Here is a 14,322-nt window from a genome sequence, read left to right as displayed (position 1 = left end):
CGTCCTCCCTCAGCCGATACCGGGTGCGCCGGCGACGCTCTCCCCGGTCACGCGGTAGAGCAGGTAGGCAGCAGTCTCCCGCAGGATGTAGCGGACCTGGGTGGCGCGGGTCTGCACGGCCGGGCCCTGGCGGGTCGGGGAGCTCTCGGCCTCCATCCCGGCGTCCTCGGCCATGCGCTCGGCCCGCATCGCGTGCCAGGGGTCGGTGACCAGGACGGCCCGCTCCCAGCCCCGCTCGGCGGACGCCGCGCCGACCACCCGCATGCTCTCCAGGGTGTCCACGCCCTCCGGCACGGCGAGCAGCGCCTCCGCGGGCACCCCGGCGGCGGCCAGGTAGTCGCGGCCGGCCTCGGCCTCGGTGAACTGGTCGCCGGCGGCCCTGCCGCCGACGGTGACGATCACGGGCGCGACGCCCTGCTCGTAGAGCGCCAGCGCGTGCTCCAGCCGCGCCTCGAAGATCGACGACGGCACGCCGTTGTACTGGGCGGACCCGAGCACCACGATCGCGTCGGACTGCGGCCGGGCGTCCTGCCGGGCCGTCCACCAGATGGCGAGGGCGGTCGAGGCCACGAAGAGCACGGCGGCCAGCACACCGGCCCCGAACACCCGCGCCAGCAGACTCCGCACACCCACCCGTCATGGGTACCACGCGGGGCCGACGTCCTGCGCCTCCCCGGCACCGTGCGCCACGCCACCCGGCGGACCCACCCGGGTGCCGGCTTCCCGCCCCCGTCGATGAGAATGATTATCGATCCGGTTAGGGTCCCGACGTCCCGTCCACTCCGCGAAGGAGCACCCGTGCGCCCCCTGGCCACCCTCCGAACGACCGTCCTCGCGGCGGTCGTCCCCCTCGCCGCCGTCACCGGCTGCGCGTCGACCGACTCCGGCGGCACCGCCGCGCCGGCCGCGGAGACGACGCCCGCCGCCGCCCAACCCACCGAGGTGGGAGCCAGCAAGCCGCGCCTGGCCGTCACCTACGACGGCGGGCTGCTGGTGGTGGACGCCACCACCCTGGAGGTGCTCTCCGACGAGTCCCTCGAGGGCTTCAACCGCCTCAACCCCGCCGGCGACGGCCGCCACTTCCTCGTCTCCACGCGGGGCGGGTTCCGCCTCCTCGACGGCGGCGCGTGGGCCGAGCCGCACGGCGACTACGCGCACTACTACACCGTCGACCCCCAGCTGACCGACGTGCTCTTCGAGGCGGCGCAGCCGGGGCACGTGGTGGCCCACGCCGGTCGCACCGTCCTCTTCGACGACGGCACCGGCGAGGTCACCGCCTTCGACAGCGCGCACATCGCCGACGAGGACGTCGAGCTCGACCAGTTCTCCACCCCGGAAGCCCACCACGGCGTCGCCGTCGAGCTCGAGGACGGCACGATGCTGGTCTCCGAGGGAACCGAGGAGTCGCGCAGCGGCGTCCGCATCCTCGACGCCGACGGGGAGGAGGTCGCCGCCCGCGACGACTGCCCCGCCGTGCACGGCGAGACCGTGGCCGCCGACGAGGCGATCGTCATCGGCTGCCAGGACGGCGCCGTGCTGTACACCGGTGGTGAGCTGACCAAGATCCAGAGCCCCGACGAGTACGGCCGCATCGGCAACCAGTTCGGCACCGACGAGTCCCCGATCGTGCTCGGCGACTACGAGCGGAGCGCCGAGAACCGGTCCAGCACCGTCGCGCTGATCGACACCACGACCGCGGAGCTGCGCCTGGTCGACCTCCCCGCGCCCTACTGGTACCGCTCCTTCGGCCGCGGGCCCGACGGCGAGGGGCTGGTGCTCACCTACGACGGCGCCCTGCAGGTGATCGACCCGGTCACCGGCACGATCACCCGCTCCATCCCCGTCACCGGCGCCTGGGAGGAGTCCCAGGACTGGCAGGACCCGCACCCGCAGGTGTTCGTGGTCGACGGCATGGCGTACGTGACCGAGCCCGCCACCCAGCAGGTCCACGCGGTCGACGTCGAGGGCGGCGAGGTGTGGAAGAGCGGCGACCTGGGGGTGACGCCCATCGAGCTCGCGGGGGTCTCGGGTGACGTCGAGGAGCACGCCGCCCACGAGCACGACGGCGAGGAGCACGACGAGCACGACGAGAGCGGCAAGTGAGCGGCGCCGGTGCCGCGCGGAGGGCAGCCCTCGCCGGGCTGCTCCTCTGCGCGGTCCCCGGTTGCGACGGGAGCCCCGCGGGGGCCTCGGGCGAGGCGCTCGACGTCCTCGTCTCCTCCTACCCGCTGGAGTACGTCGCCGAGGAGGTCGGGGGCGATCACGTGGCGGTCGCGAACCTCGTCCCGACCGGCGGCGACAGCCACGGGCTGGAGCCGGCCCCCCGCGACGTCGCGGCGCTGGGCGAGGCGGACCTCGTCGTCCACCTCTCCGGCGGGCTGCAGCCGGGCGTCGACGAGGTCCTGGAGCAGCAGCCCCCGGAGCACCTGGTGGACGCCGCCACCGTGGCCGACCGCGGGCCGGACCCGCACTTCTGGCTCGACCCGCTGCGGCTGGCCGACCTCGGGCGGCAGGTGGCCGACGAGCTGGGGGCGCTCGACCCCGACCACGCGGCGGACTACACCGCGTCGGCCGACCGGCTGGCGGACACCCTCGCCCGTCTGGACCAGGAGTACGCCGAGACCCTGGCACCCTGCCGGGGCGCCACGCTGCTGGCGACCCACGAGGCGTTCGGCTACCTCGCCGACCGGTACGGGTTGCGGCAGGTCGGCGTGGCCGGCCTCGACCCGCACGTCGAGCCGCCGCCGAGCCGGGTGCGGGCCGCGGCCGACGCCGTCCGATCGTCGGGAGCGCGCACGATCTTCTTCGAGACGGCGGCGGGCTCGTCGGTGGCCGAGGTGCTCGCCGCCGACCTGGGGCTGGAGACCGACGTGCTGCACCCCATCGAGCGGGTGACCGCCGAGGAGACCTATCCCGGGCTCATGGCCGCCAACCTGACCGCCCTGCAGCGCGGTCTCGTCTGCAGCGGCTGACCCACGCGCACCCCCGGCCGGTCCCGGCCGGCCGGGGGCTCCGTGTGCCGCTCTCAGGAGCCGGCGCGTTCCGCGCCGAGGGCGGCCCGCCCCGCCTCCAGCCGCGCCACCGGTACCCGGAACGGCGAGCAGGAGACGTAGTCCAGGCCCACCTCGTGGAAGAACTGCACCGAGTCGGGGTCGCCGCCGTGCTCCCCGCAGACGCCGAGCTTGAGGTCCGGCCGCGCCGCCCGGCCGCCCTCGGCGCCGATCCGCACCAGCCGGCCGACGCCGTCGCGGTCCAGGGACTCGAACGGCGAGATGCCGAAGATCCCCTTGTCCAGGTACTGGTGGAAGAACGCGGCCTCGACGTCGTCGCGGGAGAACCCCCACGTCATCTGCGTGAGGTCGTTGGTGCCGAAGCTGAAGAACTCGGCGTGCTCGGCGATCTCACCGGCGGTCAGCGCGGCACGGGGTACCTCGATCATGGTGCCGATCAGCGGGCGCAGGTCGATGCCGCACTCCTCGCACACCTCGGTGAGCACCCGCTCGGCCTCCTCCCGGATGGCCTCCAGCTCCTGCACCGCACCCACCAGCGGGATCATGATCTCCGGGCGCGGGTCGCCGCCGGCCCGCTTCCGCTCGCAGGCGGCCTCGGCGATGGCGCGCACCTGCATGGCGAACAGCCCGGGGACGACCAGGCCCAGCCGCACCCCGCGCAGGCCCAGCATCGGGTTGGACTCGTGCAGCCGCCGGACGGCGGCCAGCAGGCGCAGGCTGCCCTCGTCGGGCTCACCGCGCTCCTCGGCGACCGCCACCCGCACCGAGAGCTCGGTGAGGTCGGGGAGGAACTCGTGCAGCGGCGGGTCGAGCAGCCGGACGGTCACCGGCAGCCCGTCCATCGCCTCGAAGATCTCCAGGAAGTCCTGCCTCTGCAGCGGCTCCAGGGCGTCGAGCGCGGCCTGCCGCTCGTCGTCGCCGTCGGCCAGGATGAGCTTCTCCACCAGCTGCCGCCGGTCGCCCAGGAACATGTGCTCGGTGCGGCACAGCCCGATGCCGCGGGCGCCGAAGCGGCGGGCGCGGGCGGAGTCGATCGGGGTGTCGGCGTTGGTGCGCACGTCCAGCCGCCGCACCTCGTCGGCGTGGGTGAGGATCCGGTGCACGCTGCGCACCAGGTCGCCGGCGTCCTCGGACCCCGGGTCGAGCTCCCCCTCGAAGTAGCGCACCACCTCCGACGGCTCGACCGGTACCTCGCCGAGCCAGACCTTGCCGGTGGAGCCGTCGATGGAGACGACGTCGCCCTCGTTCACCACCGTGCCGCCGGGGGCGGTGAACCGCTTCGCCTTCGTGTCGACCTGCAGCTCCTCGGCGCCGCAGACGCAGGTCTTCCCCATCCCCCGGGCGACGACGGCGGCGTGCGAGGTCTTGCCGCCGCGGCTGGTCAGCACGCCCTCGGCGGCGATCATCCCGGAGAGGTCGTCGGGGTTGGTCTCCCGGCGGACGAGCACGACCTTCTCCCCTCGCTGCGCCCACTCCACCGCCGTCTCCGAGGAGAATACGGCCTTGCCCACCGCGGCACCCGGCGAGGCGTTCATGCCCTGGGTGAGCTGCTGGGCGTCGCCGCCGGAGACGAACCGCGGGAACATCAGCTGCGCCAGCTGGTCGCCGGTCACCCGGCGGACGGCCTCGTCCATGTCGATGAGGCCCTCGTCGACCAGCTGGGTGGCGATGCGGAACGCCGCTCCGGCGGTGCGCTTGCCCACCCGGGTCTGCAGCATCCAGAGCTTGTTGCGCTCGACGGTGAACTCGATGTCGCACAGGTCGCGGTAGTGCTGCTCGAGCCGGCTCATGATGCCCATGAGCTCCTCGTAGGCGCCCGCGTCGATGCGCTCGAGGTCCCGCAGCGGGACGGTGTTGCGGATGCCGGCGACGACGTCCTCGCCCTGGGCGTTCTGCAGGTAGTCGCCGTACACGCCCCCTTCCCCGCTGCCCGGGTCGCGGGTGAACGCCACGCCGGTGCCGGAGTCCATGCCGAGGTTGCCGAAGACCATGGCGACGACGTTGACCGCGGTCCCGGCGTCGCCCGGGATGCGCTCGCGGCGGCGGTAGAGGATCGCCCGCTCGGAGTTCCAGGAGTCGAAGACGGCGTTGATCGCCAGGTCCATCTGCTCGCGCGGGTCCTGCGGGAAGTCGCGGCCGGTGTGCTCGCGGACGATCGCCTTGAACCGGTCGACGACGTCGCGCAGGTGCCCGGCGTCCAGGTCGAGGTCCGACTCGGTGCCCTGCTCCTGCTTCACCGCGTCGAGCGCGTCGTCGAAGAGCTCGCCGTCGATCCCCTGCACGGTCTTGCCGAACATCTGGATGAGCCGGCGGTAGGAGTCCCAGGCGAAGCGCTCGCTGCCCGACTGCTGGGCCAGCCCCTGCACCGAGTCGTCGTTGAGACCGACGTTGAGGACGGTCTCCATCATCCCCGGCATGCTCGCCGCCGCCCCGGACCGGACCGACACCAGCAGCGGGTCGGCCGGGTCGCCCAGGGTCTTGCCCATCGCCTTCTCCAGCGCCGCCAGGTGCTCGCTGACCTGGTCGGCGAGCTCGGGCGGGGTGGCGCCGTGCTCCAGGTAGTGGCGGCAGGCGTCGGTGGTGATGGTGAAGCCGGGCGGCACGGGCAGGCCCAGGTTGGTCATCTCGGCGAGGTTCGCGCCCTTGCCGCCGAGCAGCTCCTTCTGGTCCTTGCTGCCCTCGCTGAAGTCGTAGACCCACTTCACGTCAGCCACCCGCGCACCTCCGCGCCCGCCCGTCGATCCACATGGAGACAATGCCGTGAGGGGCGGACGTCCTAAACGTCTACCCCCGCGGCGTCCGTCGATCGTGGCGTACGGGAGGCGTCGGCGCGAGCCCTGTGCGGCGTGGCGCGGCGGCGGTCAGCCGATCCCGCAGATGCGCGGGCCGTCCTCGTTGACCACGGCGAACTGCGCCGATCCGCCGTCGACCCAGCGGACGGTCACCTGCTGCACCCGGGCACCCTCGCCCGGGTCGTCCTGCACCCCGGCGACCTCGGCCGCACCCGGGCGCAGGTACTCGTCCGCCATACCGGTCACGTCCAGGCGCGCCTGCTCCTCCTCGCACAGCAGCCCGTACGCGGTCTCGGTGTCCCCGTTCGCCAGGGCGGCCAGGAACACCCCGGTGACCTCCTCGGCCTGGTCGGCGGGAGCACCGCGGACCAGGTACAGGACCCCGACCATGGCGAACGCGAGCACGACGGTGCCCGCGAGCAGGCCGATGAGCCAGCCCTGGCGGTTGCGCGGCGTGCCGGTGTGCAGCGGCGCCGGCCCGTCGTCGTAGAGGAAGGGCCCCTGGGTCATCCGCCGCTCGTCTCCAGTTCAGCCCCCGCCGGTGGGCGGGGGTCGTCGCGGTCGGCCAGCCAGCCCTCCGGCAGGGCGACCGGTCGCGGGGTGCTCGTGCGCCCGCGCGGCGCACCGAGGACGGCGGTCGGGTACGGCTGGTCGGGGATGCCGGCCAGCAGCTCGGCGAGCTCGTCGAGGCCGCTCACCATCGCCAGCGCCCGCCGGGTGCCCGACCCGACCGAGAAGCCCTTGAGGTACCAGGCGACGTGCTTGCGGAAGTCGGTGCACCCGTGCAGCTCGCCGTGCTCCGCGGCCAGCAGCTCGGCGTGCCGGTGCATGATCGCCGCCACCTCGCGGAAGCTCGGCAGGGCACGCTCGCTGCGGCCCGCGAAGGCCGCGGCGAGGTCGCCGAACAGCCACGGCCGGCCGAGGCACCCCCGGCCGATGACGACGCCGGCACACCCCGTCTCGGCGACCATGCGCAGCGCGTCGTCGGCCTCCCAGATGTCGCCGTTGCCGAGCACCGGGATGCCGACGGCCTCCACGAGCCGGGCGATGGGCGCCCAGTCAGCGGTGCCGCTGTAGAGCTGGTCGGCGGTGCGGCCGTGCAGCGTGATCGCCGCGGCGCCCTCGTCCTGCGCGATGCGGCCGGCGTCGAGGTAGGTGACGTGGTCGGCGTCGATGCCGATGCGGGTCTTGACCGTGACCGGGACGTCCTTCGCGGCACGCACGGCCGACCGCACGATGTCGCGCAGCAGCACCCGGCGCCAGGGCAGGGCCGAGCCGCCGCCCTTGCGGGTCACCTTGGGCACCGGGCAGCCGAAGTTGAGGTCGATGTGCGCCGGGCGGGTGCCTACGACCCCTTCGTCGACGAGCATCTCGACGGCGCGGCCGACGGTGGTCGGGTCGACGCCGTAGAGCTGGACGGAGAAGGCGTCCTTCTCGTCAGCGGTCGCGCGGATCATCCGCAGCGTCTTCTCGTTGCGCTCGACCAGCGCCCGCGTGGTGATCATCTCGCAGACGTAGAGGCCGGCGCCGAACTCGCGGCAGAGCGTGCGGAACGCCGGGTTGGTGATGCCCGCCATCGGCGCGAGCACGACCGCGGGGTCGACGCTCAGCGCGCCGAGCCGCAGGGGCGGCAGGGCCGTCGTCGTCGGCTCGAGCGTGCTGGTCACGCCACCCAGGGTAGGCGGCGACCCGCGTCACCTCCGCCGCCCGGCGACAGCGGGCGCGGCTGGCCCGCTACCGGGTCGACCCGCGCAGAGCAGGGTGGAGCCTCGGGCACCCGCGGCTCCACCTCGCCGCACGCGGCTGGAGCCGCGCCAGCAGAGCCGCGCCGCCACACGCCCGGCGCCGTCCACAGGGAACCGGGTGACCGAGCCCGGTCGACGCCGGCTCGGGCTCATGCCCACCGCCGAGCTCACCGCGGCCGGCGTCACGAAGGCCGAGATCGCCGGCGCCGTGCGCAGCGGCACCTGGATACTGCTACGACCTGGCATCGGTATCCGCGGTCGACCTCGCCGAGGTGGAACGCACCGGACGACGCCCCGGCCTCGACGCGCTGGCCGTGATCACCCGCCTGGCGCGTCCGTCCGCCGTCCTCAGCGGTGCGACGGCCGGCTGGGTGTGGGGCCTGCCCCGGCCCCGATCGACCACCTCGGTCGTGGAGCTGACGGACCCGCACCGGTGGCGGCGAGGTCAGGGCTGGTTGATGACCCGGGCGGGCCTTCCGGACGACGAGGTGACCGTACGCGGCGCCTACCCGGTCACGACGGTGGCCCGCACCCTGGTCGACGTCGCCCGGGCCTGGTCGGAGGTGCACGCCGTCGCGGCGACGGATGCGGCCCTGCTGCGCGGCCTGACGACCCGCGACGAGGTGCGCCGCGTCCTCGACCGGCAGGTGAACGTGCCGGGGATCCCACGTGCGGTCCGCGCGCTGCACCTCGCCGACGGCCGAGCCGAGTCGTGGCTGGAGACCTCCGGGCGGCTGACGTTCGCCGCGCTCGGGCTACCACCCTTCGTCCCGCAGGTCGAGCTGTGGGTCGGCGGGCGGCTGGTGAAGGTCGTCGACGGCTGGTACCCCGAGGCAGCCCTGGCCGTGGAGTTCGACGGACGGGTCGAGGACGAGCGACCGGCGTTCGGGCGGACCCCGGCCGAGGAGCTCTGGCGGGAGGAGCGTGACGAGGACCTGCTGAGGTCTCTCGGCGTCGCGTTCGTCCGGGTCGCCGCCGACGACCTCTCTGGCGGCCGGCGGGCGCTTGAGCAACAGGTCCGGCGCTCACTCGCCCGCGGGGCCCCCTCGCTGCGCGAGTTCGAGGAGGCGCCCCGGCCGGCGGGCCGGCCGCGCAGGGAGGTAGCGATCGACGACGGCTGGCTGTCCCGGGTCGACGACCGGATCGGCGCCGCCCCGTCACCGGCGTGACCCAGCTGCGGCAAGGCCGAGCCGCGTGCGCACCCGGCTCGACCCCGTCCCGTCCGGCTCGAGCCGGGCGGGACGGGGTCGGTGGGGTGGAGGCTTGCGGCGGCTCAGCAGCCGGGGAGACGCGCCCCCAGGTAGGACTCGACCTGGTCCAGGGCCACGCGCTCCTGGCTCATCGAGTCCCGCTCCCGGACCGTCACGGCCTGGTCCTCCAGGGTGTCGAAGTCGACGGTGAGGCAGAACGGCGTCCCGACCTCGTCCTGACGCCGGTACCGGCGGCCGATGGCACCGGCGTCGTCGAAGTCGACGTTCCAGTTCCGACGCAGCGCGGCCGCCAGGTCGCGGGCCTTGGGCGAGAGGTCGGCGTTGCGGGACAGCGGCAGGACGGCGGCCTTCACCGGGGCCAGCCGCGGGTCCAGCTTGAGCACCGTGCGGGTGTCGACGCCGCCCTTGGCGTTGGGCGCCTCGTCCTCGGTGTAGGCCTCGATGAGGAAGGCCATGAGGGAGCGGGTCAGCCCGGCCGCCGGCTCGATGACGTACGGCGTCCAGCGGGTGTTGCTGGCCTGGTCGAAGTAGGACAGGTCGGTGCCCGAGTGCTGGGTGTGCGTGGACAGGTCGAAGTCGGTGCGGTTGGCGATGCCCTCGAGCTCACCCCACTCCGAGCCCTGGAAGCCGAACCGGTACTCGATGTCGACGGTGCGCTTGGAGTAGTGGGAGAGCTTCTCCTTGGCGTGCTCGTAGTGCCGCAGGTTGTCCGGGTCGATGCCCAGGTCGGTGTACCAGCGGGTGCGCTCGTCGATCCAGTACTGGTGCCACTCCTCGTCGGTGCCGGGCTCGACGAAGAACTCCATCTCCATCTGCTCGAACTCGCGGGTGCGGAAGATGAAGTTGCCGGGGGTGATCTCGTTGCGGAAGGACTTGCCGATCTGGCCGATGCCGAACGGCGGCTTCTTGCGCGCGGCGCCCATGACGTTGGCGAAGTTCACGAAGATGCCCTGCGCGGTCTCCGGGCGCAGGTAGTGCAGCCCGGACTCGTCCTCGACCGGGCCGAGGTAGGTCTTGAGCATCATGTTGAAGTCGCGCGGCTCGGTCCACGCGCCCTTCGTGCCGCAGTTCGGGCAGGTGATGTCGGCCAGCCCGTTCTCCGGTGCCCGGCCCTTCTTGGCCTCGAACTCCTCCTCGAGGTGGTCCGCGCGGAAGCGCTTGTGGCAGCTCTGGCACTCGGTGAGCGGGTCGGTGAAGACGCCGACGTGGCCCGACGCGACCCACGTCTGGCGCGGGAGGATCACCGAGGAGTCCAGGCCGACGATGTCGTCCCGGCTCTGGACGACGGTGCGCCACCACTGCCGCTTGATGTTCTCCTTGAGCTCGACGCCCAGCGGGCCGTAGTCCCAGGCGGAGCGCGTACCGCCGTAGATCTCCCCGGACGGGAACACGAAGCCCCGTCGCTTGCAGAGGTTGACGACCTTGTCGAGGCGGGCGGCGTCGTGCTTGGCGGTGCTCACGGGGAGGGGGCTCCATCCGGCTGGCGGTCGGCGGTTGACCTGCCCACGGTAGTTGGCCGGGAGAGCGCGCCCGTCAGTCGGTGGCCCCGGCAGGCTCCGGGCCGAACAGCAGCGCGAGGGAGGCCCGGACCTCGGCGTGCCGGACGAGGAAGGCCCGATCGTGCAGCCGCTTGCACCGGCGGGCGCACCGGGCGGTGCGGGTGCGGCTGACCACGGCCGACCGTAGGCGCCGACCGTCACTCGGTGAGGTAGGCGCCCGGCTCGTCGAGGGCGTGCACCCAGACCGGCGCACCGGCGATCTTCACCTCGGCCGCCGAGAGCCCCCGCCGGTAGGCCCCGACCCCCTCCCAGCGGGTCACCAGCGCCCACAGCGTGGGGTCGTCGGTGGACCGGCCCAGCTCGCCGCCGCGGAAGCCGGGCCGGGCGCCCAGCGCCGCCAGCAGCCCGGCCACCGCGTCGGTCAGCGCCCCCGCCTGGTCCGCGGTCACCCGCAGCCGCGTCACCGCGAACACCCCGTGCCTCCCCGTCCGGCCGTCGCCGGCTCGCTCCGTCACCGTCCCGGTCCGGGCGGCGTCCCCCCGCCGGTCAGTAGAAGTCGCAGACCGTCCCGTCGGCGTCGACGTGCACGAGCAGGAGGAACGGCTCGCCCTCGTCGAGCTCCAAGGTGAAGGAGGCGATGTCGGTCGCGGACTCCGCGTGGTGCTCGACCCCGTCGAAGGTGCCGCCGGTGAAGCCCTGGCCGCCCAGGGTGCCGGAGTAGAAGTAGTCGCCGAGCACGTACGCCGGGTCCTCGTCGGCCGCCGCGGCGGCGATGGCCGCCTCCTGCACCTCGGCGCAGGAGAAGTCGTACGCGGTGTCGAAGTCACCGCGCCCCATCGCCTCCACCCAGGCCAGCGCGACCTCGCCCGAGCCGGGATACAGCCCCTCGCCCGCCGGCACGGGCCCGTCCACCCGGGCGCCGCCGGTCAGCTGGCCGGTGCCGCCCGCGGGCGACGTCGACGACCGGGCGGGCTGCTCCTGATGCGCGGTGCTCAGGACGGCGCCCTGCTCGGCGCCGAGCCCGTCACCGGCGTCCCCGTCCAGCAGGAAGAGCAGGAGCGTCCCCAGGCCGGCGACCAGCAGGACGGCCGCACCGATCAGCCAGGGCAGCAGCGTCCGCTTCCGCGGGCGCCGAGCGGGCCCACCCGGCGGGCCGGCGCGGTGGCTCGCGGAAGGTGGCTGCGTCATGGCGGTCGCTCAATCTGCTCGGTACCTCGGCGGGCCGGTCGCCCCCCGGATGAGCCGAAACCTACGTGCCGGCGGCGTCAGGCGGAACCGAAGCGGCGCTGCCGGGAGGCGAACTCCTCGCACGCCGCCCAGAGGTGCCGGCGGTCGAAGTCGGGCCAGAGCGTGTCGAGGAAGACGAACTCGGCGTAGGCCGACTGCCACAGCAGGAAGTTGCTGGTCCGGTTCTCCCCCGAGCTGCGCACGAAGAGGTCGACGTCCTCCATGTCGGGCTCGTCGAGGAACCGGGCGACGGTGGACTCGTCGACCCTGTCCGGGTCCAGCCGCCCGGCGGCGACCTCGCGGGCGATCGCGGCCGCGGCGTCGGCGATCTCCGCCCGCCCGCCGTAGTTCACGCACATGGTGAGGGTGAGGACGTCGTTGTCGCGGGTGAGCTCCTCGGCGATCTCGAGCTCCTTGATGACGCTGCGCCACAGCCGCGGCCGGCGCCCCGCCCAGCGGACCCGGACCCCGAGCTCGTGCATCTCGTCGCGGCGCCGGCGGATCACGTCCCGGTTGAACCCCATGAGGAAACGCACCTCCTCGGGGCTGCGCCGCCAGTTCTCCGTGGAGAAGGCGTACGCGCTGATCGCCTTGACGCCCAGCTCGATCGCGCCCTCGACGCAGTCGAACAGCGAGGACTCCCCCGCCTCGTGCCCGGCGGTGCGGGGCAGGCCGCGCTGCTTGGCCCAGCGGCCGTTGCCGTCCATGACCAGCGCGATGTGCCGGGGCACCTTGTCCTCCGGCAGCCGCGGGGGCCGGACGCCGGACGGGTGCGGATTGGGGGCCTTGACCTCACGCCTCATGCAGCAGGCTCATCTCCCGGCGGGGCGCCGACTCGGTGCGGTCCACCAGCGGCAGCGAGCGCAACCCGCGCTCCAGGTGCCACTGCAGCAGCGCGGCGACCAGGCCGCTGCCCTCCCGCCGGTTGGTGCCCTGGCTCGCCTCGGCGCGGGGCCAGTCGCCGGTCAGCAGTGCGTCCAGCAGCTGGATGGTGACCGGGCTGGGCATGGCCGAGCCGGTCGGGCGGCAGGTCGGGCAGACGGTGCCGCCGGCGGGCACGGAGAAGTGCCGGTGCGGGCCGGCCTCGCCGCAGCGGGCGCAGTCGGCCAGCGCCGGCTCCCAGCCGGCCACCGACATCGCCCGCAGCAGGAAGGCGTCGAGCACCAGCGGCGCGGGGTGGGTCCGCTCCCCCAGCGCCCGGAGCGCGCCGACGACGAGGAGGAACAGCCGCAGCGAGGGCTCCTTCTCCTCGGCGGTGAGGCGGTCGGCGGTCTCCAGGACGGCGGTGCCGGCGGTGTAGGCCGGGTAGTCGGCGACGATCTCCTGGCCGTACGCGCGGATCGACTCGACCTGGCTCACGATGTCCAGGTTGCGCCCGGTGTAGAACTGCACGTCGACGTGGGTGAACGGCTCGAGCCGGGCACCGAACTTGCTCTTGGTCCGGCGCACGCCCTTGGCCACCGCGCGCACCTTGCCGTGCCGGCGGGTGAGCACGGTGATGATCCGGTCGGCCTCGCCCAGCTTCTGGGTGCGCAGGACGATGCCCTCGTCCCGGTAGAGCGCCTTGGGGGTGCTGCTCACGTCAGTACCCGAGCCTGTTCAGCTTCTTCGGGTCGTCCTGCCACTCGCCGAGCACGGTGACGTGCAGCTCCAGGTGCACCCGGGCGCCCAGGAGCACCTCCATGCCCTGGCGCGCCTCGGTACCGATCGCCTTGATGACCGAGCCGCCCCGGCCCAGCAGCATCGGCTTCTGGCTGGGCCGCTCGCAGTGCAGCAGCGCGTGCACCTCGACCAGCTCCCGCCCGGCCTGCTTGGGGTCGGGACGGCGGTTCAGCTCCTCGATGGTGACCGCGAGGGAGTGCGGCACCTCCTGGAACACCTTCTCCAGCGCCGCCTCGCGCACCAGCTCGGCCAGCTGCCGCTCGGTGTCCTCGTCGGTGGTCTGCTCCTCCGGGTAGAGCGGCGGGCCCTCCGGCAGCAGGCCGACCAGCAGGTCCTCCAGCAGCTCCACCTGCTCGCCCTTCACCGCGCTGACCGGCACCACCTCGGCCGCCTCGACCAGCCGGCTGGCCGCCACCAGCTGCTCGGCCACGTGCTTCTTCGCGGCGGCGTCGGTCTTGGTGACGACGACGACCACCGGCGCCTTCACCTCCTGCAGCTGGCGGGCGATGAAGCGGTCACCGGTGCCGACGGGCTGGTCGGCCGGGACGCAGAAGACCACCACGTCGACGTCGGCCAGCGTGTCGCGCACGACGTCGTTGAGCCGGCGACCCAGCAGGCTCTTGGGCTTGTGCAGCCCCGGGGTGTCGACCAGCACGACCTGCCCGCCGGGCCGGTGGACGACACCGCGGATGGCGTGCCGCGTGGTCTGCGGCCGGTTGCTGACGATGCCGACCTTCTCGCCGACCATCGCGTTGGTCAGCGTGGTCTTGCCGGCGTTGGGGCGCCCGACCAGGGCGACGAAGCCACTGCGGTAGGGCTGGTCAGGGTCGGTCACACCGGTCAGTCTCCCACCGGCGGCCGACAACGCCGCGCCCCGGCGGGCGACGGCACGGCGGAGGCGGTCAGGACCAGGGCCGGCCGATCCGGTCGCGCCGCCCCGCGTCGAGCCGGCCGAGCGTCCGGGCGCCGGCCAGCACCTCGCGGGCCAGCCTGCGTCCGGCGTCGGCCCAGGAGGCCGCCGGCGCACCACGCCCCCCGGCGGGACCGGCCAGCGCCCGCAGCACCAGGAGGACCAGCAGCAGGAACAGCAGCGTCGTCACGGCTCGACGGTCCCTCACCGCGCCCGTCGGCGGAAGTGGCAGGGACGACGACGTGCGCAACGTTCCCGCCACCGA

Annotated in this window: 15 protein-coding genes; 3 read left to right on the top strand and 12 right to left on the bottom strand. The window is 73.8% G+C overall.

All coding sequences use genetic code 11. The features are described from left to right. Positions 1-9 precede the first annotated feature (9 nt). Positions 10-633 carry a YdcF family protein gene (locus tag ACI79W_RS10355; RefSeq protein ID WP_456561991.1) on the bottom strand — a complete coding sequence of 208 codons (624 nt, stop codon included), beginning with the start codon at positions 631-633 and terminating at the stop codon, positions 10-12. Between the two features lie 165 nt (positions 634-798). On the opposite strand from ACI79W_RS10355, the gene aztD reads away from it, so the two are divergent. Then, complete coding sequence (aztD, locus tag ACI79W_RS10350; RefSeq protein WP_456561990.1) at positions 799-2,103, top strand: zinc metallochaperone AztD; 1,305 nt, start codon at positions 799-801, stop codon at positions 2,101-2,103. After that, on the top strand, positions 2,100-2,972 hold the full coding sequence (locus tag ACI79W_RS10345; RefSeq protein ID WP_456561989.1) for a metal ABC transporter substrate-binding protein: 873 nt from the start codon (positions 2,100-2,102) through the stop codon (positions 2,970-2,972). Before aztD ends, ACI79W_RS10345 begins: the two co-directional genes overlap by 4 nt. A 53-nt stretch (positions 2,973-3,025) precedes the next feature. Here ACI79W_RS10345 and ppdK read toward each other — a convergent pair whose 3' ends face one another. From ppdK to dusB, 3 genes are all read right to left on the bottom strand, one after another. Continuing rightward, positions 3,026-5,725 carry a pyruvate, phosphate dikinase gene (gene ppdK, locus ACI79W_RS10340; protein ID WP_456561988.1) on the bottom strand — a complete coding sequence of 900 codons (2,700 nt, stop codon included), beginning with the start codon at positions 5,723-5,725 and terminating at the stop codon, positions 3,026-3,028. A gap of 147 nt (positions 5,726-5,872) precedes the next feature. Beyond that, positions 5,873-6,313 (bottom strand): Rv0361 family membrane protein, encoded by a 441-nt coding sequence (locus tag ACI79W_RS10335; RefSeq protein WP_456561987.1) that lies wholly within the window; start codon positions 6,311-6,313, stop codon positions 5,873-5,875. Beyond that, positions 6,310-7,470, bottom strand: a complete 1,161-nt coding sequence (dusB, locus tag ACI79W_RS10330) for a tRNA dihydrouridine synthase DusB (protein ID WP_456561986.1) — start codon at positions 7,468-7,470, stop codon at positions 6,310-6,312. The genes ACI79W_RS10335 and dusB overlap by 4 nt, the downstream gene beginning before the upstream one ends. A gap of 350 nt (positions 7,471-7,820) precedes the next feature. Here dusB and ACI79W_RS10325 point away from each other — a divergent pair, with 350 nt between their 5' ends. Then, positions 7,821-8,717, top strand: coding sequence for a type IV toxin-antitoxin system AbiEi family antitoxin domain-containing protein (locus ACI79W_RS10325; protein ID WP_456561985.1), 897 nt, complete (start codon positions 7,821-7,823; stop codon positions 8,715-8,717). Positions 8,718-8,821: 104 nt separating this feature from the next. On the opposite strand, the gene ACI79W_RS10320 is transcribed toward ACI79W_RS10325, so the two are convergent. The 8 genes from ACI79W_RS10320 to ACI79W_RS10285 form a co-directional block, all read right to left on the bottom strand. After that, entirely contained in the window at positions 8,822-10,219 is a 1,398-nt protein-coding gene (locus tag ACI79W_RS10320; RefSeq protein WP_456561984.1) for a glycine--tRNA ligase, read from the bottom strand. A 73-nt stretch (positions 10,220-10,292) separates the two neighbouring features. Next, positions 10,293-10,433: a hypothetical protein gene (locus ACI79W_RS10315; RefSeq protein ID WP_456561983.1), complete on the bottom strand. Its 141-nt coding sequence runs from the start codon at positions 10,431-10,433 to the stop codon at positions 10,293-10,295. Positions 10,434-10,455: 22 nt separating this feature from the next. Beyond that, complete coding sequence (locus tag ACI79W_RS10310) at positions 10,456-10,731, bottom strand: antibiotic biosynthesis monooxygenase family protein (protein ID WP_456561982.1); 276 nt, start codon at positions 10,729-10,731, stop codon at positions 10,456-10,458. Between the two features lie 73 nt (positions 10,732-10,804). Beyond that, positions 10,805-11,446 (bottom strand): hypothetical protein, encoded by a 642-nt coding sequence (locus tag ACI79W_RS10305; RefSeq protein WP_456561981.1) that lies wholly within the window; start codon positions 11,444-11,446, stop codon positions 10,805-10,807. Between the two features lie 77 nt (positions 11,447-11,523). Next, the gene (locus ACI79W_RS10300) at positions 11,524-12,288 is read right to left on the bottom strand and encodes an isoprenyl transferase (RefSeq protein ID WP_456561980.1); all 765 of its coding nucleotides are present in this window, start codon (positions 12,286-12,288) and stop codon (positions 11,524-11,526) included. After that, positions 12,278-13,066 carry a DNA repair protein RecO gene (recO, locus tag ACI79W_RS10295; protein WP_456561979.1) on the bottom strand — a complete coding sequence of 263 codons (789 nt, stop codon included), beginning with the start codon at positions 13,064-13,066 and terminating at the stop codon, positions 12,278-12,280. The genes ACI79W_RS10300 and recO overlap by 11 nt, the downstream gene beginning before the upstream one ends. A gap of 1 nt (position 13,067) precedes the next feature. Further along, positions 13,068-13,982 carry a GTPase Era gene (gene era / locus ACI79W_RS10290; protein ID WP_456561978.1) on the bottom strand — a complete coding sequence of 305 codons (915 nt, stop codon included), beginning with the start codon at positions 13,980-13,982 and terminating at the stop codon, positions 13,068-13,070. A 67-nt stretch (positions 13,983-14,049) separates the two neighbouring features. Continuing rightward, a complete protein-coding gene (locus ACI79W_RS10285; protein WP_456561977.1) occupies positions 14,050-14,247 on the bottom strand; it encodes a hypothetical protein in 198 nt (65 codons plus the stop codon). Positions 14,248-14,322 lie beyond the last annotated feature (75 nt).

The sequence above is a fragment of the Blastococcus sp. SYSU DS0533 genome (assembly GCF_054050775.1).
This window is presented reverse-complemented; position numbering and strand designations above follow the sequence as displayed.

Excerpts from the sequence above, each read along its gene's own strand:
- ACI79W_RS10300 (WP_456561980.1), bottom strand. The coding sequence starts at position 12,288 with ATGAGGCGTGAGGTCAAGGCCCCCAATCCGCACCCGTCCGGCGTCCGG.
- ACI79W_RS10335 (WP_456561987.1), bottom strand. The coding sequence starts at position 6,313 with ATGACCCAGGGGCCCTTCCTCTACGACGACGGGCCGGCGCCGCTGCAC.
- ACI79W_RS10305 (WP_456561981.1), bottom strand. The coding sequence starts at position 11,446 with ATGACGCAGCCACCTTCCGCGAGCCACCGCGCCGGCCCGCCGGGTGGG.